General features: G+C 69.1%; 12 protein-coding genes. 5 read left to right on the top strand and 7 right to left on the bottom strand.

The window, feature by feature from the left end:
- Positions 1 to 51 precede the first annotated feature (51 nt).
- On the bottom strand, positions 52 to 2,385 hold the full coding sequence (locus tag FMP39_RS07715; RefSeq protein ID WP_141589318.1) for an acyl-CoA dehydrogenase: 2,334 nt from the start codon (positions 2,383 to 2,385) through the stop codon (positions 52 to 54).
- A gap of 141 nt (positions 2,386 to 2,526) precedes the next feature.
- Here FMP39_RS07715 and FMP39_RS07710 point away from each other — a divergent pair, with 141 nt between their 5' ends.
- The gene (locus FMP39_RS07710; protein ID WP_090488489.1) at positions 2,527 to 3,801 is read left to right on the top strand and encodes a phosphatidylserine/phosphatidylglycerophosphate/cardiolipin synthase family protein; all 1,275 of its coding nucleotides are present in this window, start codon (positions 2,527 to 2,529) and stop codon (positions 3,799 to 3,801) included.
- A gap of 54 nt (positions 3,802 to 3,855) precedes the next feature.
- Here FMP39_RS07710 and FMP39_RS07705 read toward each other — a convergent pair whose 3' ends face one another.
- Entirely contained in the window at positions 3,856 to 5,337 is a 1,482-nt protein-coding gene (locus FMP39_RS07705; protein WP_228557769.1) for a LamG domain-containing protein, read from the bottom strand.
- Between the two features lie 451 nt (positions 5,338 to 5,788).
- Between FMP39_RS07705 and FMP39_RS07700 the strand changes: the two genes are divergently transcribed.
- Complete coding sequence (locus FMP39_RS07700) at positions 5,789 to 9,424, top strand: serine/threonine-protein kinase (protein ID WP_141589316.1); 3,636 nt, start codon at positions 5,789 to 5,791, stop codon at positions 9,422 to 9,424.
- A gap of 96 nt (positions 9,425 to 9,520) precedes the next feature.
- Here FMP39_RS07700 and FMP39_RS07695 read toward each other — a convergent pair whose 3' ends face one another.
- From FMP39_RS07695 to FMP39_RS07680, 4 genes are all read right to left on the bottom strand, one after another.
- Positions 9,521 to 9,964 (bottom strand): hypothetical protein, encoded by a 444-nt coding sequence (locus FMP39_RS07695; protein ID WP_153904233.1) that lies wholly within the window; start codon positions 9,962 to 9,964, stop codon positions 9,521 to 9,523.
- Positions 9,965 to 10,008: 44 nt separating this feature from the next.
- Entirely contained in the window at positions 10,009 to 11,631 is a 1,623-nt protein-coding gene (locus tag FMP39_RS07690) for a sigma 54-interacting transcriptional regulator (protein WP_141589315.1), read from the bottom strand.
- A 546-nt stretch (positions 11,632 to 12,177) separates the two neighbouring features.
- Entirely contained in the window at positions 12,178 to 12,900 is a 723-nt protein-coding gene (gene nth, locus FMP39_RS07685) for an endonuclease III (RefSeq protein WP_011556357.1), read from the bottom strand.
- Between the two features lie 129 nt (positions 12,901 to 13,029).
- A complete protein-coding gene (locus tag FMP39_RS07680; RefSeq protein WP_141589314.1) occupies positions 13,030 to 13,536 on the bottom strand; it encodes a GNAT family N-acetyltransferase in 507 nt (168 codons plus the stop codon).
- A 202-nt stretch (positions 13,537 to 13,738) separates the two neighbouring features.
- Here FMP39_RS07680 and FMP39_RS07675 point away from each other — a divergent pair, with 202 nt between their 5' ends.
- The 3 genes from FMP39_RS07675 (at position 13,739) to FMP39_RS07665 (ending at position 20,633) form a co-directional block, all read left to right on the top strand.
- On the top strand, positions 13,739 to 19,255 hold the full coding sequence (locus FMP39_RS07675; protein WP_228557768.1) for a hypothetical protein: 5,517 nt from the start codon (positions 13,739 to 13,741) through the stop codon (positions 19,253 to 19,255).
- A 41-nt stretch (positions 19,256 to 19,296) separates the two neighbouring features.
- Positions 19,297 to 20,154 carry a CHAP domain-containing protein gene (locus tag FMP39_RS07670; protein WP_141589312.1) on the top strand — a complete coding sequence of 286 codons (858 nt, stop codon included), beginning with the start codon at positions 19,297 to 19,299 and terminating at the stop codon, positions 20,152 to 20,154.
- A 176-nt stretch (positions 20,155 to 20,330) separates the two neighbouring features.
- A complete protein-coding gene (locus tag FMP39_RS07665) occupies positions 20,331 to 20,633 on the top strand; it encodes a hypothetical protein (protein WP_228557766.1) in 303 nt (100 codons plus the stop codon).
- A 1-nt stretch (position 20,634) separates the two neighbouring features.
- On the opposite strand, the gene FMP39_RS07660 is transcribed toward FMP39_RS07665, so the two are convergent.
- Positions 20,635 to 23,058: a protein kinase gene (locus FMP39_RS07660; protein WP_255508462.1), complete on the bottom strand. Its 2,424-nt coding sequence runs from the start codon at positions 23,056 to 23,058 to the stop codon at positions 20,635 to 20,637.
- Between the last annotated feature and the right edge of the window lie 188 nt (positions 23,059 to 23,246).

Raw genomic sequence — 23,246 nt, 5'->3', positions numbered from 1 at the left:
CTGTGCATGGGGGCGGCAGGCGGGCAGTGCCGCCCGCCCCAAACGTTCACCTCATGGCGACAGGTGGCCCAATCCAATGGGCGCGGCGAGGCAGGTGTCCGGTACTCCAAACGCGTTCACCAGCGCCACCGCGTCCGGGCGGAGCTCGGCGCACAGCCGCGTCACCTCCTTGCGGAGGGCCTTCGCCTTGGTGCCCTCCAGCCACCCGTGCTCCTGGAACCAGCCGTTGGCGGACTCCAGGCAGGACAGGCCGTAGAGGTCGCACAGGCGTCCCAGCACCGTCTTCAAGCCGGGGTCCTTCACGTCGGCCACGCCCTTGAGGAACTGCTCCAGCACCAGCCGCTCCACGTGGGCGTGCGCCAGCTCCAGCAGGTGGACCTGGACCTGGTTGAAGGCCTCGAAGGCCTCCACGCCCGCGCTCAGCCGCTTGCGCAGGCGCCGCGACACGGTGGCTAGCAGCTCGTCCTCACGGAAGCGCAGCGCGCGCAGGTGGTAGTCGTTGTCGCGCAGGTGGTCGCTGTCGGTGCGCCGCGCGGCGAAGGGGTTGCGGTCCACCACGGCGGTGGCCCGGTCCGCCAGCAGCTTCAGCACGGCGAAGACGCGGTCGTCCTCGAAGCGCTGCCGGTAGCCGGTGAGCAGGCCCTTGGCGACCAGCTGCATCAGCACCGTGTTGTCGCCCTCGAAGGTGGTGAACACGTCCGTGTCCGCCTTGAGCGCCGCCAGCCGGTTGGCCTGGAGGTAGCCCTGCCCGCCGCACGCCTCGCGCGCTTCCTGGAGGACGGCGGTGGTGTGCCAGGTGCTGTAGGCCTTGAGGCCGGCCGCCAGCGACTCCACCTCGCGCGCGTCCTCCTCGGTGCGCTTCACGTAGCGCTCGACGAGGTATTCGAGCGCGAAGTCCATGGCGTACGTCTTGGCCAGGGGCACGAGCAGGCGCCGCTGGTGGGCCTGGTGGTCCAGCAGGCGGAACTCCTGGTCGCCCGCGGGGCCGAACTGGCGCCGCAGGTCGCCGTAGCGCACGGCGATGGTGAGCCCGCTCTTGGCCGCGCTCAGCGCCGCGGCGGCCACGCTCACCCGGCCCGCCACCAGCGTGCCCAGCATGGTGAAGAAGCGCTTGGAGTCGCCGGTGATGGCGCTGGTGTATTCGCCCTGCGCGTTCACCTGCCCGAAGCGGTCCAGCAGGTTCTCCCGCGGGACGCGGACGTGCTCGAACCAGATGCGGCCGTTGTCCACGCCGTTGAGGCCCATCTTCTCGCCGCAGTCCTCGATGCGAATCCCGGGCAGCACCTTCCCGGCCGGGTCGCGCAGTGGCACCAGCAGCGCGTGGACGCCCAGCGCCCGGCCGCCGACCTCGAGCTGCGCGAACACGGTGGCGATGCGCCCGTGCCGCGCGGCGTTGCCAATCCACTCCTTGCGCGCCGTCTCCGTCGGCGTGTGCACCACGAACTCGCCGGCCTCCGCGTCGTAGCGGGCCACCGTCTCCACGTCCCGGACGTTGGAGCCGTGGCCCAGCTCGCTCATGGCGAAGCAGCCGGGCAGCTCCAGTGAGGCCACCTGGGGCAGGTACTTCCGGTGGTGCTTCTCGGTGCCGAGGAAGAGGATGCTGGCGCCGAAGAGGCCGAAGTGGACGCCGGCCTTGATGACGAGGCTCAGGTCGAAATAGGCCAGCGTCTCGAAGGCGGTCACGAAGGCGCCCAGGTCCGCGCTCGTCTCATTGCCCGCGGGGAAGGCGATGCGTCCCAGTCCGTGGTCGGCCATGGCCTTGAGCCAGGCGAGCACCTGGTCCCGGTACTTCGCCGTGTCGCGCGTGTCCGTGTGGCGGTAGGCCGGGTCCGCCAGCCACTGGCGCACCTGGGCGCGCGTCTCCGGATAGGTCCGGTCCAGCACGGCACGCAGCGCCTCCGGGTCGAAGGACGTGGGCGTGCGCTGTTCGGCGCGGCTGGGAGAAGCGGCGGGGACGAGCGCGCGGACGGCCTCGCTGCCGGAGACGCCCAGGGACGCCTCCAACTGCGCCAGCGCGCGCGTCAGCTCCGGCATGGGCGCGGGAAGGCCCTCGTCGCCGTTGCCCACCTGGGCGAGCCGCGCGCCCAGCTCGGCGAGGTTGTTGTGTTCGCTGTGGGACAGGCGCTCCGCGGTGCGGCGGATGTGCTCGCGCACCTGGGCCAGCTCACCGGGGCTGGGCGGCACCAGCGGGTCCAGCCAGCGCGCCAGCACGGTGTTGGCGCGCAGGTCCAGCCAGGGCTGCGCGCGGGCGGCGGAGCCCATGGCGCGAATCTCCTCCGGCGTGAGCTCCCCGTCCGTCCAGGCCACGTACAGCATGGGCACGAGCGGAGCGAGTCGAGGAAGGGACAGCAGCTCGTGGGCTGTCGGTCGGGTGTCATCCACCATGGTTGGCGCTCCTGGAGGCTTGAGGACGAGCGCAGTGTGGCCAGCCTGCCGCCGCGCGGCAACGGGAAGCACGCGTCGGGCCTAAGGCAGGCGGGCAGGCGCGGCATTCCAAGCGGAGGGAGGCATCCCTAGCTTGCCCGTATGGATGAAATGCAGGAGCTGGAGGCGCTGATTCCCAAGCCCGGGGCGCTGGGCTTCTCGGGCAGCGTGGAGCGTGCGCGACATGAGATGCACGGGCCCTTCACGCTGCCGCCGGGGCCGGAGGCCTTCTCCTTCGCGCTGTACCAGTCCACGGGCGTGGGGCTGATTCCCGGACACGCGCTGGAGTTGCTGGAGAACGGCGCGGTCTTCGAGCGCATGCTGGCGGACATCCGCGCCGCCCAGAGCAGCGTCCATGTCCTGGTGTACATTTGGCGGCCCTGTGAGCTGTCGGACCGTGTGGTGGAGGCGCTGGTGGAGCGCGCCCGAGCGGGCGTGGCGTGCCGCGTGGTGGTGGACCCGGTGGGCAGCGAGGAGATTCGCGGCGACCGTGACTTCGACCAGAAGGTGGAGAAGGTGCTCACGGACGCTGGGGTGGAGGTCCACTACTTCCGGCTCCTGGCGGGCAAGGTGCTGGGCCGTCTGCTGGGGCGCAGTCACCAGAAGCTCGTCATCGTCGACGGGCGCATTGGCTACACGGGAGGCTTCGGCATCTGGAAGGTGTGGGAAGGCGACGGCCTGAAGCCGGACGAGTGGCGTGACACGCACATCCGCGTGGAGGGCCCCGAGGTGCGCCGGATGCAGTTGTCGTTCTCCCGTCACTGGCAGGAGTCGGGTGGCGGGTTGATTCCACCGAGCGCCTTTCCGGAAGCGGAACCCGCGGGCCCCTGCGCCGCGGGCTTCATCGACAGCGCGGGCAAGCTGGGCCTCACCGACGCGGAGCGAATGATTCGCATCGTGATTGGCGCCGCGCGTGAGCGCATCTGGATTGCCAACGCATACTTCTCACCGCCCAACGCGATTCTGGAGCAGCTGGAGGAGAAGTGCCGTCAGGGCGTGGAGATTCGTGTCCTGGGGCCGGGGCCCAACCATGACGTGCCCATCATGAGGGCGTCCCAGCGCTCGACGTACGAGCGGCTGCTGGCCGCGGGCGTGCGCATCTGGGAGTACCAGCCGTCGATGCTGCACTCGAAGACGCTGCTCGTGGACGACTGGCTCGCCGTGGTGGGCTCCACCAACATGGACTCGCTGTCGCTCAACAAGCTGAAGGAGGGCTCGCTCGTCATCCACGACGCGTCCTTCGTCCGCAAGCTGGCGCGGTGCTGGGCCAGGGACCTGCGGCACTCGAAGGAAATCACGCTGGAGAATGGGGGCCGCACCAATCCCTGGCGGCGGCTGGCACGGCGGGCGACGCAGCTCGTGGGGCAGGACCGGTAGCGAGGGGAACGGCCGCCGGTGGGCCTCCCCCCGCCGGCCCTGTGTCCGCGTGCTCTACTTGCCCTTGGCGAGAATCGCACCGAGGCTGGGGTCGAACCAGGCGACGCGGTTGGGCCCCACGGCAAGGCTCGTGATGTTGCCGTACCTGACGGCAAACGCTAGCGCCCACTGGCTCCCTCCTACCGGGAGCCGGAGGATGTCGTATGGACTCAGGTTCTCCGCGATGAAGAGGTCCGTTCCGTCGCTGGCGATACCCGTGGTGGAGTTCGACGAATTCCAGAGGGATGAAGCAGGGCCGCCGGGCCTGGCTGCCTTCACGATGGTGCCGCCCGGCTGCATCCAGTAGAGATGATGACCATCCACTGCAAGGGGGCCAGCCAGGGCCGTCGTATAGAGAATGGCAGGCGTGCCGCCCTGGACCGGCATGTGGAGGATGGAGCCTCCCTGGGTCCAGAAGAGTTCCGCGCCATCCGTGACGAGCTGGCCAATCCCCGATAGCCCCGAGGCCAGGGAGGTGATGCTCCCGCCATTGACGGGCATCTTGAAGATGGTCGTGCCGTTCTCGACCCAGTAGACAAACGTGGCATCCGTGGTCACGGCGCTCGGGTTTTCGCGGCCGGAGGCGAGAACCTGCGCTCTACCTGTGGAGAGCGACGCCTTCATCACCTGGCCGCAGGTTCGGTTCTCGACCCAGTACACGCTCGTGGTGTCCGCGGCCATGCCCGCGACGTCCGTTCGCCCGTAGATGACCACGTGCTCCGTGCCAGGAGCCATCACGGTATCCGGGCCAGCCTGGTAGCTGGCGGTGAGGTCATTGGACGACAGCGCAGCGCCGTGAACGCGGAACTCGGAGATCGAGCCCTTGAAGAATGGATCCGCGGAATAGGCGGAACGACCCAACCACGCATTCGCGAGCGTGCCCAGGCTCGCCGGAGTGAGCGCGGTAGGGGTGGTGGTCTGAGCCACCTGCACGCCGTTGATGTACAGGCGGTTGACCCTCGCGACGCTGTCCATGGTCACTGCGACGTGCGTGAGTGCGCCCGTTGGGAACCCGGTCGCACTGGTGGCCTGCTCCTCTCCACTGATGGCCGGGCTGAAGATGCTGAAGCGTGGAGTATCGACCGCCGGCCCCGAGTCGAAGCCGCCATTGCGCGGGGTGAGGACCAGGGACTTGTTCCAAACGCCATCGTTGAAGTCGAAGATGCGCGCCCATGTCTGCCCCGAGGCGGAATCCCACTTCACCCACGCCTCGAAGGTCGCATCCTGGAGGCTGGCGAGGGTCCCGGTGATGGGCAGGTTCACATAGGCCCCCGCTCCGTTCAGAATCACCTCGCCATTGACGGTCGTGGCACCCCCCTCGAGCGTGGCATGCGCCGCGCTCACCGAGTCGGTCCCGCCGGCGGTGAAGCTGTAGCGGTGGAGGAGGCTCGAACCGCCCAGCGTCAGGCCCGCACGCGAACTGCTCAACGCGTCTTGCTCGAGCTGGAGTTGCTGTTCGGGCGTGCACCCCACCAGACCGAGGACTCCTGCCAACATGGCGGAAACCTTCGTGGCATGGCGGAGTGCGTCCCACCCTCCGCGCGGCTTGGAGTTTCGCGAGCTGAATTCGGACATTGTTCTCATGGCTTTCACCTGAAGAGGGGCAAGGGAGCGGCAATGCGTGGTGGAATCACCAGGCGTAAGTCTGTGTTTGCACCTCTCGTGCCCACTCGAGCTTCGCTTCCGAATCGGACTGCTCACGCTTCCATCAAGGGGCGTGGCGCGTCTCCGCCAGCGCACGCGTTGGTAGGGTGATTGCGCCCCAGGGGGATGTCTCGACAGTCCGGCGACATGTCGGCGACATGCCGCGAGCACTCCTTGGACCGAAGCGGCTCCCGTGTCTCTTCTGAGAAGAGACCTCGTGATATAGGAACGACCGGGGAGCGCGGGGCCCTTCAACTGAGACGGCCGCTGGCTTTGCGCGCTGCTCTCTTTGAGGTGCCCATCGATGAATCGTGACGATGAGACGGAGATCTGGCTCGCGATTGACGAGGGGATCCTGTCCCGCGAGGAGGCGGAGGCCCTGCTTCAGGATGCGCGACGCCTGGGACGAAGCCCGCTGGAGTTGCTTCAGGAGCGGGGCCGGGTTTCGGAAGAGACACTTGCCTCGCTGATGCGGGAGAACCTTGCCCTGGAGGAGCGCCCGTCAGGTGAGCAGCCCTCTCCCGAGCAGACCGTTACGGTCGACCCGGTCCGGGTTGAACAGGCATTGGCCCCGGGGGACGCCGACGTCCCTGCTTTCCCGCTCCCCGGGTGGGAGCGATACCAACCCGTGCGGTTCCTGGGACAGGGCGGAATGGGTCGTGTGTTCCTGGCCTGGGACCCACGCCTGCGCCGACAGGTCGCCCTCAAGTTCGTCCGCGACGAGGAATCGCACGCTCGCCGCTTCGTTTCCGAGGCGCGTGCTCAGGCCAAGGTGAAGCACGAGCGCGTATGTCAAGTATATGAGGTGGGCCACGTCGGGGGGAAGGTCTTCATCGCCATGCAGTACATCGACGGCCAGTCGCTCAGCGCCCAGGTGCGTTCGCTCACCATCGAGCAGAAGGCACTGGTGATGCGTGAGGCTGCTCTGGGGGTTCATGCGGCCCACCGCGTCGGGCTCATCCACCGGGACATCAAGCCTTCCAACATCATGGTGGAGTCCTCCGACGACGGGACTCCCAGGCCCTATGTGATGGACTTTGGTCTTGCGCGTGAATGGAACGAGTCCGTCACGGCCAGCGGCGCCGTCTTGGGGACGCCGCACTACATGGCCCCGGAACAGGCTCGCGGAGAGGTGAGCGGGCTCGACCGCCGCGCGGATGTCTACAGCCTGGGGGCCACCCTCTACTTCCTCCTCACCGGCGAGGTCCCCATCCCTGGGGCCAATGGCCTGGAAGTGCTCAACAGCATCGCCACCGAGGAGCCGCGCGCGCCGCGCCTGCTTGCTCCAGGACTCCCGGCGGACCTGGAGGCCATTGCCCTCAAGTGTCTGGAGAAGGATCGCGACGCCCGTTACGACTCGGCGCGTGCATTGGCGGATGACCTGGAGCGTTTCCTGGGCGGCGAGCCGGTGCTGGCACGCACGAGCTTCGCGTACTCCCTGCGCAAGCGCCTGCGCAAACACCGGCTCCTGGCCACGGTGGGCGCCGCCGCGCTGGTCACGGCGGGAGGGGCCCTCGGTTGGGGCATCCGGGCCCGCCAGGAGGCCGCCGAGCGTGAGCGAATCGTCCAGCGATTCACCGAGCTGGTGGAGGGCATCGAGTCCAGGGGCCGCTACTCCGCGCTCTCGCGGCTGCATGACATCCGGCAGGACCGCCGGGCACTCCAGGCCCAGATGGCCGAACTGGAGGCGGAGATCCAGCGCTCCGGTCCGCAGGCGCTGGGCCCTGGGCACCATGCGCTGGGGCGTGGCCACCTCGCGCTCGGAGACGAGGCGAAGGCCCTGGAGTTCCTGGAGTCCTCCTGGCGCAATGGTTTTCGCTCGCCCCGGGCCGCGTATGCGCTCGCACTGGTGAGCGGGCGGCGCTATCAGCAGCAACTCCTGGAGGCGCAGCGGATTCGTGTGCCGGCGCTGCGGGAGGCCGCGACGCGTGAAGCGGAGCGCCTCTACCGGGATCCGGCGCTCGCGTGGTTCAAGCAGAGTGAAGGCGCTCAGGTGCCCTCGAGGGAATACGTGGCGGCGCTGGTCGCCTTCTACGAGGGCCGCTTCGATGACGCCCTGCTCCTGGCGGATCGCGCTGCCAGCGAGCTGCCCTGGTTTCATGAGCTGCCCATGCTGCGCGGGGACGTCCATGCGGCACAGGCCTTCAAACGCTGGAACGGGGGAGATCCCGAGGGAGCCCGAGCGAGCTTCGAAGCCGGTCGCAAGGCCTACGCCGCCGCCATCGCCACCGCTGAAAGCGACCCCGCCGTCTACCGGTCCCTGGCCTTGCTCGAAAACGATGCGATGGTCATGGAGCTGTATGGCAGGGGGGATGTGATGCCTGCGTACCACCGTTCCCTGGACGCGCTCTCCCGTTGTCTCACCATTGCTCCGGACGACGCCCAGTGTGTTATCCGCATGGCGCGCGCGCACCACCGCCTGGCCGAGCACCGGCTCACCCATGGGGGCGATGGGGAGGAGCCTCTCGCGAAGGCGCTAGAGGCAGCGCGGCGTGCCCTCTTGGTGGAGCCCGGGCTTCCGGCGGCCACATTCAACCTGGCTCGGAGCACCTGGCTCCAAGCGCGCTATCAAATCGAGAGGGGCGAGGACCCACGCGCGCTGCTCGGAGAAGCCGCCGCGTTGTTCGCGAGCATCGGCGTGGCGCACCGGGACCGCGCCTACCACGGCGATTCAGGTCTCGTCTTCACGACGTGGGCGGACTACGAGGAGCAGCTCGGGAGGGATTCCGGCGGGAACAGGGACAAAGCCATCCGTGCCTACGAGGCGGCCATCGCCTTGGACAATCGTGTCCCCGAGGACTGGATCAACCTGGGGCGTGCGTTTTTTTCACGGGCTTCCCGTCCACTCAATGCGGAGGCGGAGCAGGACCTGGGGCGGGCGGCGGCGGCACTCGAGGAGGCTCGGGCCCTCAACCCCCAGCATATGGCGCTGTACTTCTATGCGGGGCAGGTCGACGAGCAGTTGGCTCGGCGGCGGGGTCGTCGCGGCGAGGATCCGCGACCCGTCCTGGCGCATGCATTGGAGCAGTATCAGCGTGGCATTGAAATCAACCGCCGGATCCCCAACTTCCATAACGGAATGGGCGTGGTGCACTTGCTGCGGGCCGAGGATTCCTGGAACCGGGGTGAGGATCCCCTGCCCGCGCTGGAGCAGGCTCGGACGTGCTTCGAACAGGCCATCGCTGTCGCGCCCGGACAGGGCTTTGCCTATGCGAACCTGGGCTCTCTCTTCGTCCGGCGCGCGCACTACCTGCTCGCGCTTGGCGAGTCGCCTCTTTCGAGCACGCATGAGGCAAGGGAGGCACTGAGACAAGCCTCCGAGAGGATGCCGGGGGCCGTGTGGCTGCGGGTCCTCCTCGGCACGGTGCATGTCATCCAGGCCCGCATCGAGTCGGACCAAGGGCGAGACCCCGGGGCTGCCGTCGCTCGCGCCCTGAAGGAACTCCACGCCGCGTTGGAGGTGAACTCCCTGGAGGCGGAGCCCTGGCTCCAGCTTGGCAAGGCGCAGGCCCTCCATGCGCACTGGAAGGCACAGCGCGGGTCGCTCCAGCCCGAGGCCATGGAGGCAGCGGCGAAGTCCTTCGACAGGGCCCTCACGCTCTCTCCAGACGACCCGGAATATCGCCTGGAGGCTGGCCGCTTCTACCGACGGTGGGCGGAACACCAGAAGCGCACGGGTCGTGAAAACGGCCCGCTCCTTCTGCGGGGCCTCGAACACGCCGAGCAAGCGCTGAAGCTCCGGCCCGACTGGGCCGCGGCCCGCGCCCTGCGGGCCGGTTTGAGGTTGGAGTGGGTTGAAGCCGAGCCCCCCGGGGACCTGTGCACCTGGAGGCGCCAGGCCCTGGATGAGCTGACCCAGGCGCTCACGCACAATTCAAACCTCTCCAACGAGTGGGGCGGTTCACTCGCTGGCGCGCAGCGGCTTGCCGCATGCCCCTGAGCCCGTGCTTGCGTCGCCCTCCGCTACGTCTGCGGCTGACTGGCGTGAGAGTGAAACGTCGTGCCGCGAGCGTGGGGCGTACCTCGGGAGCGGTGGCTAGACCAGAGAGGGAAGTTCTGAGCCAGGACCGCCTGATACTTCGATTGTCCCGGAGGATGTGGGGGGTTCCCCTTTTGAAGGGCGGTTCTCCACCCTGTCTCTCAGAGGGTACTCGGGGGGCACGGTTTCCACGAGTTTGACGACATAGTTGCGTATGAATTGATCTTGGGAGGTGGGGGCCTTGGTTTTGTCTATCTGAGGAACGAAGTCGTGTTCATATGTGTTTGTTTCTTCGGTGAAGACGAAGTCGTGGGTGGGATCATTGATTGTCAGGATGCAGGCATCGGGGTCGGTATCGCAGAAGGTGATTGTTGGAGTCAGCTTCAAGCCGTCAGGGAGTATGATCCTGAAGGTTATCCTGGTGCCGTCTAGGACCGTGATTGTCTTCGGTTCTGGTTTAGGGTTCTTTGTGAAGTCGATGGTGATGCTGTCGGGCTGCATGGTCGTCTCCTGGTCTTCCATTGAGGCGGTGTGAGGCCGTCCGCTCAGGACTCCTTCGAATACAGCCCCAGTTCCTTGACACGCCGGTTCAAGGCCCGCTTGGACACCTCCAGGCGCCGTGCCATCTCATCCAGGTTGCCCTGGCACGCGTGGAAGGAGCGGGTGAGTTCCTCCACGCTCAGGTCTCCAGCCAGCCGGATGCTGGGGCTGCGCTCGATGAGATCATAGATGGAGGAGCGGGCGATCTGCAGGTGGTGGGCGGCCTTCTTGACGTCCCAGTCGTGCGCACGCAAGGCCATGAGGAGTTCCTGTTCGCCCACGTCCGTGGACTTGCGACGGGCCGCAACCTCACGCTTCGGGGGGAGGGCGGAGGCGGAGGGCCGGGCCGGCGGCGCCAGGTCGAGCCTCAACTCCTGGGCGAGGCGTGCATCAAGCTCCAGGTAGGGCTTACCCCTGCTGCCGATGACGAGCTGTCGGGCGACGTTCCGGAGCTGACGGACGTTACCCGGCCAGGGATGCAGCAGGAGCTGCGCCGCCAGGTCTGATGGCAGCCAAGGTCGCGCATGAGGGTCTCTCGTGGTGAGGTGGTGAGCCTCTCCGAGCGCGTCCAACTCCTGGCGGGCGAAGTGGAGGAACAGTGGAGCGATGTCCTCCCGGCGCTCACGGAGAGGGGCAAGCCGGAGCTCATAGCCGGCCAGCCGGTGGAGGAGGGGAGACCGGAAGCGTCCCTCGGCGATCTGCGCTTCCAGGTCCGCGTCCGTGGCCGCGATGAGGCGGATGTTCGTCGCCACGGGCTTGCTGGCCCCCACCGGGTACAGCTCCCCCGTCTCCAACACTCGGAGGAGCATGACCTGTACGTCGGATGAGGCCTCTCCCACCTCGTCGAGGAAGAGCGTGCCGCCCTCCGCGGCTTGGAAGAGGCCCTCACGGTCGCGTTGGGCACCGGTGAAGGCTCCCCGGACGCTGCCGAAGAGTTCGGCCGCGGCCAGTTCCTTCGGGAGGGCGCCCAGGTTGACACTGACGAAGGGGCCTCGGCGCTGGCTCCGCTCGTGGAGGGCCCGGGCGACCAGTTCCTTGCCAGTTCCGGTTTCGCCCCGGATGAGGACGGGCACATCCAGGTCGGCGACGCGCTCGATGTGTCGGCGCAGGGCATGGATGGCGGCGCTTTCGCCCACCATTCCCAGGGCGGATGGTGCGTTTGATTCGGGGGGAGGGGCCAGGTGCAGCAGCACCCCCGTCCGCCTGGAGAACTCCAGCGGGACTCCTCTTTCAAGTTCTGTGGGACCGAATTCGCGGGCCCCGTGGAGTGGCTCACCCGCTGACGTGCATCGTCCCACTTCGCCCAGGACGACGCGGAGGCCTGCTCCCGCGGGGACGAACAGGATCGACTTGCGACTCATGAAGGGGTCGCCCAGGGGCAGGCCCAGCGGCTCGCCCGGGCGGCAGAAGTCCGGGGCATTGCGGGAGAGCGGGACCTCCCGGCCGGCGAGGAGTCCGTGCAGCAGCAGCCTCTCCCCGAGGCGGGTGACGGTGGTGTGAGAGATGAGCGTCAACGCTGGAATCGGGCGTGAGGACGGGCGCTGCCCGTACGGAACCGACTCGGAGGCCGTGGACACGTCCGAGGTCCTCGCGGCCGCATGGGGAGGGGGGACGCTGGGACGGGACATCCGTGCGAATTTATCTCAATGCTCAATGAATTGCACCCGCAAGGGCTCAAGTGCTGAGGTCGTCCAATACCCTTTCACCCCTTGGTTTACTTAAAGGGTGCGCTGGGACCTGCCCCCTCCCATCGCGGCGGGCACTGCAACCAGGACCAAGCCCTCCTCCTGGCGAGTGCGCGACGGAGGGCTGGACGTGCAGGAGTGCCTATCCAAGATTCGCTCGCTACGTCATGAGCGCGTCGCGGCGAGTAAGCGAGCCGTGTACGAGGCCAGAAGTCTCCAAGCCATCCGGGGTAAATCTTTGCCTGTTACGGCCACCACCACCGTCGAGGTGGCGCACTCCAGCGCCTTGGCTGCGGCGCGACACGCGGAACCTGTCAACGCGAGTGAGACAGTGCGTTCGAGATTGGCGGTGTCTTCGGCATGGGGGCACCGCGGGGGAATCGCTCAGGGTGAGCGGCGTAGGCAGCGGCGAGCACCGCAGCGCGGGCCGCGAGGCGCTCAGCGGCTGGCCCGTCGGGCGACGCAGCTCGTGGGTCAGGACCGGTAGCGTCAGCGCGCGTCCCTCACGCCGACCTGCCGGCAGAAGCTCAGCACCGGGCATGTGGAGCACTTCGGCCGCGTGCCCGTGCAGACGTGCTTGCCGAAGGGCACCAGCAGCCGGTTGAGCTCCACCCACCAGGCGCGCGGGAGCACGGCCTCCAGCGCCTCCATGGTGGCCTCCGGCGTGCGCGCCTGCACATAGCCCCAGCGGTTCGTCACCCGATGGACGTGGATGTCCACGCTGATGGCTTCGTGCCCGCAGGCGATGCCCAGCGCCAGGTGCGCGCACTTGGGGCCCACGCCCTTGAAGGACTGGAGCACCTGGGCATCACACGGCAGCGCGCCTCCGAATTCATCCCGCGTCCGCGTGGCGATGGCGTGAAGCTGCCAGGCCTTCGCTTCGTGGAAGGTGACGGGCTGGATGAGGGCGTCGATGTCTTCCGGCGACATGCGCGCCAGGGCCTCCGGCGTGGAGGCGCGCTGGAGCAGGGCGAGCGAGACGGGCAGGCTCACCTCGTCGCGTGTGCGGATGGAGAGGATGCAGGCGACGAGCTGCTCGAAGAGCGTGTCATGTCCTCGGGCCGCGAGCGCGAACATCGCCGCGTCCGCGAAGTGGCGCACCGCCTCTCGGATGCGGCCGAGCACCTCGTCGATGTCGAAGGGCTTCTTGTCCGGCCGGGGCGGTGGTTCCACGACGCGGCCGGGCTTCGTGGGCGCCTGCCGGCTAGGCATGGCGCGTTCCTCCCGCGGGATGGATGCTCGTCATGTGCTGCCTCCCGCCCCAAACCTGGGGACGCGGGCGCGACGAGGCACTGGGCCGCACGAAGGGCCGCCGGCAGGGCAGGGGGCCGTCCGTCTTCGTCAGTCGAGCGGCTTTGACAAATCCCGGGCGTACCAGTGATCGCAGCCGAAGTGGCCCGTGCTGCCCATGGGCGCGCACAGCGGCTCGAAGCCCATGCGGCGGTAGAGCTTCTGGGCCTGCTGCATTCCCGCCAGCGTCTCCAGGTAGCAGCGCTGGAAGCCCGCTTCTCGTGCGAACTCCAGGCAGCGCCGGAGCAGGCGCTCGCCCTGGCCGAGGCCTCGGGCTTCGGCCAGGAAGTACATCTTCCGCAGCTCGCAGACGCCCGCGTCGCCTCCTTCAAGTGGGGCGATTCCACCGCCGCCGATGACACGCCCTGCCCGCTCCACGACGAAGTAGGCGTGCCGGGGCCGGGCGTAGGCAGCGCTCATCGCTGACACCTCGGGGTCGTGGATGGCGAAGCCAGGGCCGTCCGCGCCGAACTCCGGCATCACCGTCCGGATGATGCCGGCCACCGCGGCGTCATCCCTCGATTCGATGTGTCGCAGCGTCAGCTCTTCCGTGCTCATGCGCGCAACGTTTCACAGCCGGGGCCGAGGTGCCAGCGCCGGCAAGGGGGCCGCCCGCTGCGTTGACACTCACGCACGGGTTGTGCAGCCGGATGCACAGATGCCACGGGTGTGATGCAGCGTGTACGCGTTCCCCTTCGTCCGGGGGTGTCTGTACGCGACGGCCTCTTGGATGGCATGTTCGTTGTATCGAGGGGGATGCATGTACTGCGCTGACTGCCGCGAAGAGCGGCGTGGCAAGGACTTGTGGTGCGCGCTGTGTGGCGCTCGGATGACGGGGCGCTCGCGTGAGGTCATCGAAGCAGAGCTCACGCACGTTCAATTCCTCCTCGATGAGCTGACTCGGTGGGAGTCGTCCGAGGTTCCTCCCAACGTCCGGCGCTTCATCTCGGAGCGGTATGAGCGGCAGGCGTGCATCCTCCTCGCGGTCTTGACGGAGCTGCCTCCAGCGGCCTCAGCGGAGGCGGCCACCGTCGTGGCCCCGGCGCAGGTGGATGCCGCGACGCCCGTTCCCGCGGCGTTGATGCAGGAGCCTCCCGCGCCGCAGGAGGCGGCTTCGGTACAATCGGAGGTCGAGGCGACTCCGGCCGTGGAGGCTCCGGGCCTCACCGAGGAGCCACGCCGGACCGAGGCGTCCGCTCCGTCCGAGCCGGAGGCCGCCGCGGCGCCGTCGGACCCGTCCGAGCCGGAGGCCGATGCCGGAGTGGACGCTGCGCCCGAGGCTGTGCAGTCGGATGATTCGCGCCCCGAGGCCCCGCCAGTTTGGATGCCGCTGCCCGCGAATCCGGCGGAGCCCTACGCGGAGCCGCCACCGGCGCGAAGCCTCACCGCGCGCCTCGTCGAGGAGACCTCCACCTGGAACCGGGTGTGGAGGCCGTTCCTCTACGAGAGCCTCATGTGGTTCGTCGGGGCCTTCCTCATCCTCTCCAGTGCTCTCTACCTCGTGTTCGAGAGTTGGGTGGGGATGTCGTCCGGCTTCCGCTCGCTCACCGTGTTCGGGCTGACGGCGAGTTGCTCCGCGGGCTTCACCGGTTGGGGGGCGTACCTCGCCAGGCGTGAGGCGTTACGCAAGCCTGGGTACATCCTGGGGCTCATCGGTACAGCCGTGGCTCCGCTCGCTGGTATCGCACTGGGGCCCATGGGCTTGGGGGACGTCTTCCAACTGGGAGGCGTCGGCACGGTGTGGCTCATTCCCGCGCTGCTGGCATGGGCGGGAGTGGCGGCCTTCCTGGCGCGCAAGCCGCTGGAGGCCTTCGATTCCTCGTCCCGTCCCTTCATCCAACTGGCGCTGGTGGCCAGTACCTTGATGATGGGGTTGGCGCCGCTCGCCGCGCGACTGGGCGGCCTGGCGCTGTGGCTCAACGTCCTGCCGTGTGCGCTCTTCTTCCTCTTGTCCTCGCGTCCGCCACCAGCGCCGCGTGAGGGCACCGCGCTCGCTTTCGTCCTCGCCGCGCCGCTGTACCTGCTGCTGCTCTATTTCACGCGCTTGCACATCGCACTGGCGGGCGCGGACGTGGCGGTCTCCGTTGGCACCTATGCCCCGTTCGGCGCCTTTCTCCTGGCCACCGCGTTGCGCTTCCGCACCCTGGATGCCGAGCGGGGCGCGGATTCGCTGTCCATTGGCGCGGTGTCACTCCAGGCCACCTGCCTCATCGTCGCGGTGCCGGCTCCGGGGCCAGCGCTCTTTGTCACAGCGGCCGTCGTCTCGTGGACGTTGCTGTCGCTGTCGCGCGGCGGCGTCGCCCGCATCCGGTGGATCTACGCGGCCTATGCGAGCACGTACGTCGCCTATGTCTCCTTCTCCCAGCTCATCCCCGGGCCGGCGCGGCGCATCATCAATGCGGTGAAGGCCTGGTTCGGTTACGTGACCGAGCCGCTGCCCCTTCAGTTCGGAGCGCTGTCCGCGTTGCCCTTCATCTTCGCGGGCGCGGTGTTCGCCGTCTCGCGGCTGTGGCGAGGTCAGCGTACGGGCAATGCACGGGACCTCGCGCTGGCGGAGGTGCTGCTGCGAGCTACCGCGGTGGCGAGCCCGCTCTTCGTCTTCTTGGGCCTGTCGGGACCGGACGCTCGGCCCTCCTTCTGGAGCGCGCTGGCGCTGGCGGTGCTGTGTCTCGTCCTGGGCCTGCTGGTGGAGCGCTTCTTCCTGACGGTGGTGGGGGCGGGGCTGTCGCTGTTCCTTCCCTTCCAGGCCTACGCCGTCCTGGGGGCATCCGGCGGCGCGGTCGCGTCGGGGGTGCTGGCCCTCGTGCTCGCCGCGGTGAGCATGGTGTGCACCGCGCGCACGCGTGGGTTGCTGGGCGCCGTCGTGGGCGTGGTGGCCACTGCGGGGTTCCTCATGGGCCTGATTGCCGGTGACGGCTTCACGGCCGTGACGGGCATGGCCCTGTGTGGCGCCGCCGCGGTGCTTGTCGCCTGGGTGCTCCAGCGTGCCTCCCTCATGGCGCTGGCGTCCGTGCTGGCGGCGGCCGTGCTTCCACGCCTGGCGGGAGAGCTTTCGTCCACGGCGGTGGCGCCCACGCTCGCGGCGGTGGCACTCGGGCTCTCGTGGCTGGGGACGCGGGGTGGGCTGGCGCGGTGGCTGGGCCTGCCGGGCGTCTTCTACGCGGTGCTCGCGATTCCCTGGGGCGTGCTGGCCCAGGTGCCGGGGCTGGCCGGCGTCATCCTGGTGTCCGCGGGCGCGGTGGCCGTGGCGTCGCGGACCTTCCCGGTGGTGCGTCCGCTCGCCGTGCTCATGTCGGCCCTGGCGCTGGTGCACGACATCCCGGGGCTCTATTCGCCATGGGGTGGATGGATGTCGCCGGGCCTGTCCGTGGCGCTGTTCTGCTGCTGGGCCCTGGGGGCTTCCGTCGCCGCGGCGCGGTGGGGCCGAGGCATCAGCGCGATGGTCGCCGGGCTCATCGCGCTCGTCTTCCCGCTGACGGCCCTGCTGGGCGCGCGTTCGTCGGAGCAGGCGCCCCTTTTGCTGGGGGCAGCGCTCGCGGCGCTGCTCACCGCGCGCGTACTGCCCGCGGGGCTGAGTGTCGCCGTGGCCGCGCTCTATGCGCTCACCGCGACGTTCAGTTTTGGCGCCGTGCCGTTGTTGTGCCTCGCCGGGGTGTTGAGTCTCCTGGCCGTGCTGGAGGAGGTCCCCGCGGTCTTGCGCGTGGGGACGGGCGGTCACCGCTTCGCCCTGGCGGCGACGTTGTCCGCCGCCGTGGTTCTGGGCGTCGCGGTGGTGAAGTGGGACGACGCGGGGCTGCCGTTGCTGCTCGTGGGTACCTGCGTGCTGCCCCTGCTCTGGACGCGAGCCAGCCGTCAGCCGTTCTTCGCGTCGCTCGCTGTCCCGTATTCCTTCGTGGGCATCGTGGTGGTGGGTGGCGAGCTGCCCTCGTGGGTTCAGGCGCTTCCGCTGCTGAGCCTGGCGTTGGTGCGTGCCGTGGCGCACGTCCCCGCCGCGGCATCGTTGCTGCTGCGCTCGCGTGAGGAGGCGCCTCGCCAGGCGCTGTCATCGTGGATGCAGGGATGGCTCGCCGTGGTGGCCCTGCCGGTGCTCTTCGTCGCGCTCAGGCCGTATCATGTCCCCACGTCGCTCTATGTGCTGTTGACGTCCCTGGCACTGATGCCCGGGCCGCGTCCCTTCCTGCGCGTGTGTGGCTCCGCGCTGGCCCTCCTCTTCTTCGTGGAGGCACGTCCCATCGTCATCGGCCTGCTGCTCGCGCTGGCCATCGCGGAGAGTCATGGGCCCGCTCGCGTGTGGGCGTTCTTCCGGAGCGCTCCGGACGCGGCACTGCGGCCCGGCGCCGTCATCACGGCGCTCATCCTCGCGGCGTTGCCCACCCTCGATTCGCCCACGCCGTCTCATCTGGCCACGCTGGCGGGCGTGTTGGCGCTGGCCGCGTTCCTGCTGTCTCGGCGGTGGCTGCTGGCTCCCGCCGTCTGGGCGTTGGCTTTGGCGCCCATGGGCGCGGTCAGAGTGAACGAGCTGTTCGAGCGGGGGCTCGACGCGGGCCTGTCCGTCATCGCCGTGGTGTTGGGCGCGGCCGTGGCGTCCGCCGTGCTCCAGTCCGGAGGCATCCAACGCGTGCTCACCCAGACCTTCGCGAAGGTGTTGCCTCCGCTGGAGGACACCTGGAGCGAGCCGCTGTGGGTGGGCAGCGCCGGTGCGTTGGGCGCGCTGCTGCTGGAGCGCCTGCTCCTGTCAGGCCCTGGCTCGCTGGCCCTGCCGGTGGCGGTGGGCGCCGCGGTGACGGCGTGTGTGTTGATGGTGGCGAGGGAGCGGTGGATGGCCAACGTGGCCACCGCGTTGCTGGGGGCCTCGCTCGTTGCCGCCGTGGACCCGCTGTGGGTGCCGGCTGTCCTCAGTGGAACAGGGCTGGCGCTGTGCCTCATCGGGTCGCTCGTGGACGCTCGCGGTGTGCGCGTGGGCGCCTCGCTGCACCATGGCGGCTGGGTGCTGGCGCTGCTGTCGCTCGCGGGCTTGCGCGAACTGGAGCACGTGGGCACCCCGCTGACGTTCCTCTTCGGCGTGGGCTCGGCGTGGGCCGTGGTGTGGCGGCGTCGCGAGCGCGAGGTGGTGGGGTGGCTGGCCTCGCTCGCCGCCGTGCACGGATGGCTGCTGTACCTGGGCGCGGTGTACTCCAGCGGCCGAGGCGCGGCGTTCATCCTGCCGTACCTCGGAGCGGCCAGCGCGCTGTTGGCGGCCCTCTCGCTCTTCGTGGCCAGCAAGTCGCGGCGCCGGAGCGTGGGGCATGGCTTCGCCGGGGTGGCGCTCTTCGAGGTGATGGCGGGGCTGGCGCTCGTGGACGCGTCGCTGGGCGCGCTCCGCGAGGGACTGGTGGCGAGCGTGGCGCTGGGCGTGCTGCTCTTCGCCCTGGTCCGCCGCGCGGCCACGGAGAAGGAAGAGGCGTCCGCCTACATGGCGCAGGTGGTGCTCGCGCTGGGCTATCTCTCCATCCGCATGCTGGGAATGGGGGCGCACCCGGGCCCCGGCGACAGCCTTGCGGCCCTGGTGGGCGGTGCGCTGTTCACCGGCCTCTACTTCTTCGTGCAGCGCGAGGGTTCCTCCCTGGCGTGTTTCCGACGGCCCGCCTTGTTGGGTGCATACCTCTTCCCGCTGGCGGGGTTGCTCTCCGCACCCTGGGGCGAGCCCCTTCACGTGGCGGCGTTGATGGTGGGGTATGCCGCTCACTTCGCCGCGCTGGCCACGCACCCGCGGCACCGGGGCCTGGCGTCGCTGACGTCGGTGGTGGCGTTCAACGCGGCGCTGCTGCTGGTGTGGCAGGGGACGGGCGCGGGAGAGGCGCAGTTCTACGTCATCCCCGCGGGGCTCTCCCTGCTCGCGTTGCTGCGCGTGTTCCGCGAGGCCATCGAGGCGGAGACCTATGCCCGGTTGCGTGCGCTGGCCGTCACCGCCATCTACGTGGCGGGTGCCTGGAAGCCGCTCATGTTCACTGATGGCGGTTCGATGCTCCTGTGCGTCACGCTCTGTGTGGTGGGCGTGGCGTGTGGCATCGCGCTGCGCATCCGCTCCTATATGTATCTGGGCACGGCGTTCCTGGTGACGTGCATCGCCGCCAACCTGGTGCGCTTCGGCATGCGGGACCACCGGATTGCCGCGGCCTCACTGTTCGTCCTGGGACTGTTGGTCATTGGTTCCATGGTGATGCTCAGTGCGCATCGCGCGGCGCTGCTCCAGAGGTATGCACGGGTGCGAGCCATGCTCGCGACCTGGGAGGGCTGACACCGGGAGTTCTTGGCGGACGGCCTGGGAGGTGGTCTTGAATGCGGCCTCTCATGTCGCTCCGCCTTCCACTCCTTGCCGTCTTCCCCCTCAGCGTGCTCGTGGGGTGTGCCACCGTGAAGCCACGCCCCACGGAGCCCGTCGCCACGGCGGAAGCGGTGGTGACGGTGGCCGCGCCAGGAGGACTCGCGGCGCCGGTGCCGGTGCCCGTCACGGCGGTGGAGCTGGGGACCGCCGAAGTGGCGCCCACGGGGGTGGCGACGCAGTGGGTGAGCGCGGGCGTGCTGGAGGCCACGCTGCGAGCGGCCGAGCAGGTGACGGGGCCCGCCAGCACCACCGGCCGGTTCTGGGACGTGGTGCTCGCGCCCACGCAGATGTCGCGCTCCATCGTTCAGCGCTCCCTCCAGCTCGTGGGCATGCGCAGCCTGCGCCGAGTCAGCCGCGGCGTTCCGGATGACTGCTCCGGCTTCGTGCGCCTGGCGTACCGCTCCGCTGGCATCGACCTGGTGGCGCACGGCTTTCGTGCGGGAGAGAACGCCGTCTCCGCCATCTTCCGCCGCGCGGTGGATGTCGGCTCTGTCCACCACCAGCCGCCGCGTCCCGGAGACCTCGTCTTCTTCCGTGAGACGTATGACCGCAACCGCGATGGCCGCCGCAACGACGGGATGACACACATTGGCGTGGTGGAGGCCGTGGATGCCCATGGCACCGTCACCTTCATCCACCGGGGCGGCAAGGGCGTCGCGCGAGGCCGGCTGAACCTGTCCTTCCCGTCGAGGCACCAGCTGGAGCAGGGCGGGCCCGTGGTCAACGACTACATCCGTCCCGCCGCGAAGGGCTCGCGGGCCTATCTCGCGGGCGAGCTGTTCGCGGCCTTCGCGTCGCCTGAAGGGTTGTAACTTTCCAGTGCCTGGCTCATACCCTGAGTGGCTTTGAAGATGGGCCGCGCTGATGCGTCATGGGTGGCATGCGACTCGCCCTTGTCATTGGCTGTCTGCTGCTCGCTTCGGGTTGTGTCCTGCACACCCGCTCACCTTCTCCGCGTCCACCGCCGCCTCCGCATCGTCCGGTGGCGATGACGTACAGGGAAGCGGTGGACCTGGGCTTCAACCAATGCCGCTCGCGTGGCTATGAGTGCCGCCTGAAGGACGCGGACCGCAAGGGGCGGGACGTGTGGCGGGTGAAGTTCCATGCCTCCACGCGGAGGGCGAAGGGGCACCTGCACCTGGACTTCGATGCGTACTCGCGCAGCCTCCTGCGGGTGGATGAGAAGGTGAAGGCCCGCCGACATGACTGGGATGACGACGATGACGATGATGACGACCGGCGCGGTCGCGGGCGCGGCAAGAAGAAGGGGCACGCACGGCGGGATGACTGAGTCAGTCGCTCTTCTGCTTGAGTGACTTGATGGCAATCGCCGCTGCTTCGTGGCCGCAGTCCTTGCTGCCCAGGAGGCCCTTCGCCTTGGGGAGCGCGGTGACGCGCTCCAGTGCGGGGATGGCATCCGCGTCACCCAGGCCCGCGAGACGGTTGGCGGCCTGGGTGCGGATGTCGCAGTCCGGGGAGTTCAGCGCCTCGCTATAGGCGCGAACCAGGTTCACTCCGTCCGCGGCCTTCATGAACTCCAGGTAGCGCAGCGCGCCCCACTGGCGCAGGGAGTACGCCTCCTCGGCCAGGTCCTCGTAGTGGGCGCGCAAGCGGTCCTTCGGGAACCGGGCCAGGGCATTCCCCAGGACGGTGAGCGGCTCCTTGCCGTAGTCCTCCGCCAGTCCGTCGAGGATGAGCGGCTCCACGTCCTCGAGCTCCTCCTCCTTCAGGTGGCTGAGCGCGGTCCGTTCGCTGATGTGGTGCCCCTTGGCATGGTGCGCCGCCACGCGCGCGCGCTTCAACGAGGGCAGTTCCTTCTCCTCGTCAGTGGCGGCGTCCATCAGCGCCAGGGCTTCGGTCAGCTTCCCATCCTCCAGCAGCGCGAAGGCCCGGGTGCCGGCGTCGTTGCGGTGGCTCAGCCACGCGGCGCCAGCGCCCAGGAGCACCACCGCGCCGGCGACCAGCGCCGCCTCGCGCCGCCGCTGACGCAGCAGCTCTCCCAGGCCGGTGGGCAGTTTCACGGCCTGGAGCTTCGCCAGCAGGGGCGCGAGCGCGTTGCCCCGGCTGCCTTGCGAGGCGAAGCGGTCTCCAAAGGGCGGGCCCTCCGCGGCGCGCTGGCAGCGGTAGAGCTGGAGTTGCTCGTCTCGGCCGGGGAGGGTGATGGCGCCGCAGGGCTCGGCGGTGACCTCCGCGCGGTTGCGCGCCAGGTTCACCGCTTCGGTGAAGGTGACCTCACCCGCGCTGGCGACATGCTCCACGGCCTCGATGACCTCCATGGGCTCGCCCAGCACGGAGTCCGGCGTGGCGAGCACCTCGCCCGCGTGCAGGCAGACGCGCACGTTGAGGCGGTCCACTTCCGGCACCGTCTGGTTGTGGCGCCACAGCCGGTCCTGCATGGCCATGCCGCACAGCACGCCCGCGGTGGGGGAGCGGAACACCACCAGCAATGCGTCCCCGCGCTTCTGGACCAGCCGCCCGTCGTGCTCCTTCACCAGGGGCATCAGCAGCTTGTCGTGCGTCTCCAGCATCCGCGCGTTCTCTTCGTGCGTCTGCCGGCTGGTGCGCTCGGTGAAGCCCTGGATGTCGGTGAGCATCACCGTGAGGTTCTGCGGCTTCACCACCGACGCGTTGCCGCCCGTCACCGCGGCCACGCCGCCGGAGGACTTCAGTCCGAAGGACGCCGTCCCCGTGCGCGGGGAGGCCGCCGGCAGGGCGCCCGAGGCCGAGCCGCCGCTGGAGGCCACACCGAACGCGGCGGTACCACTGCTCGCCTGCGGCGCTGGAGCGGCTCCCGCGAAGGCCGCCGTGCCCGTGGGTCCCGAGCTGTTCCCCGTGGCACTCCCGGTGCCGAACACCGACGTGCCCGAGGAGGGCGTGGCGCCACTTCCCGGCTGCGGGACGTAGGCAGGGGTGCCCAGGCCGGGCGTGAAGGCGGAGAGGGCGGAGTGCGCCGCGGCCAGCGCGTCGGCCAGTTCGTGCGCGCTCTGGGGACGCTTGCTCGCGTCCTTCTCCAGCAGGCGCATCACCAGCGACAGCAGGCCCACATAGCGCGACAGCGAGGGGGCCGCGCGGTCCAGCGGCAGCGGCGCGGCGGAGGCGTGCTGCGACAGGAAGTTGCGCGGCAGGGGCCCGTCGAAGGGGAGCCGTCCGGACAGCACGCGGTAGGTCAGCACGCCGAACGAGTACAGGTCGCTGCGCGTGTCCACCTTCGCGCCCACGGCCTGCTCTGGCGACAGGTACTCCGGCGTGCCCAGCACCACGCCAATCTGGCTGACGCTGCTGGCGGCGTCTGGCTCCACCAACCGGGCGATGCCGAAGTCCAGGAGCCGGGCCTGCTCGCCCCGGGCGCTCTTGGAGATGAAGACGTTCTCCGGCTTCAGGTCGCGGTGGATGATGCCCTTGTCGTGGATGGCGGCCAAGCCCTCCGCCAACTGCTGGAGAAGGGGCAGCGCGCGGCCCGGGGGCATGGGGCCCGGCGTGAGCACGTCGTACAGGCTCTCACCCTCGACGAACTCCATGACCAGGCAGGCGTGGTCGCCGGACTCGCCGAAGTCGACGATGCGCACCACGGCCGGGTGCTCCACGGCGGAGAGGAGGCGCGCCTCGCGCTTGAAGCGCTCCGCCATGCCGGCCTGGGCGTGGAGGTCATGGTGCAGGACCTTGATGGCCACCTTGCGGCCCAGGGAAACCTGTTCACCAAGGTAGACCTCACCCATTCCGCCCGAGCCCAGCGGACGGAGAACCCGGAAGCGACCGTCGAGGACAAGGGAGTCAGGGGCCAGCACGCGGGGCGCATCTTGTCCGACTTCGGTCCAGCGCGCAGCCCGTTCCTTCACCCAGGATTCGGGGAGCCATCACGTCTCGTTGCTTGCCCCACAAGCGGGGGTTTGCCAGAAATTTCGAG

The organism is Myxococcus sp. AB056, from assembly GCF_006547365.1.
GTDB classification, from domain to species: Bacteria; Myxococcota; Myxococcia; order Myxococcales; family Myxococcaceae; genus Myxococcus; species Myxococcus virescens.
The sequence above is the reverse complement of the archived record's forward strand: the minus strand, read 5'-3'. Positions and strand labels throughout refer to the sequence as shown.

Bases quoted from the DNA above. Each gene is read 5' to 3' on its own strand.
- FMP39_RS07715 (WP_141589318.1), bottom strand. From the start codon at position 2,385: ATGGTGGATGACACCCGACCGACAGCCCACGAGCTGCTGTCCCTTCCT.
- FMP39_RS07710 (WP_090488489.1), top strand. From the start codon at position 2,527: ATGGATGAAATGCAGGAGCTGGAGGCGCTGATTCCCAAGCCCGGGGCG.
- FMP39_RS07705 (WP_228557769.1), bottom strand. From the start codon at position 5,337: ATGTTGGCAGGAGTCCTCGGTCTGGTGGGGTGCACGCCCGAACAGCAA.
- FMP39_RS07700 (WP_141589316.1), top strand. From the start codon at position 5,789: ATGAATCGTGACGATGAGACGGAGATCTGGCTCGCGATTGACGAGGGG.
- FMP39_RS07695 (WP_153904233.1), bottom strand. From the start codon at position 9,964: ATGCAGCCCGACAGCATCACCATCGACTTCACAAAGAACCCTAAACCA.
- FMP39_RS07690 (WP_141589315.1), bottom strand. From the start codon at position 11,631: ATGTCCCGTCCCAGCGTCCCCCCTCCCCATGCGGCCGCGAGGACCTCG.
- nth (WP_011556357.1), bottom strand. From the start codon at position 12,900: ATGCCTAGCCGGCAGGCGCCCACGAAGCCCGGCCGCGTCGTGGAACCA.
- FMP39_RS07680 (WP_141589314.1), bottom strand. From the start codon at position 13,536: ATGAGCACGGAAGAGCTGACGCTGCGACACATCGAATCGAGGGATGAC.
- FMP39_RS07675 (WP_228557768.1), top strand. From the start codon at position 13,739: ATGTACTGCGCTGACTGCCGCGAAGAGCGGCGTGGCAAGGACTTGTGG.
- FMP39_RS07670 (WP_141589312.1), top strand. From the start codon at position 19,297: ATGCGGCCTCTCATGTCGCTCCGCCTTCCACTCCTTGCCGTCTTCCCC.
- FMP39_RS07665 (WP_228557766.1), top strand. From the start codon at position 20,331: ATGACGTACAGGGAAGCGGTGGACCTGGGCTTCAACCAATGCCGCTCG.
- FMP39_RS07660 (WP_255508462.1), bottom strand. From the start codon at position 23,058: ATGGGTGAGGTCTACCTTGGTGAACAGGTTTCCCTGGGCCGCAAGGTG.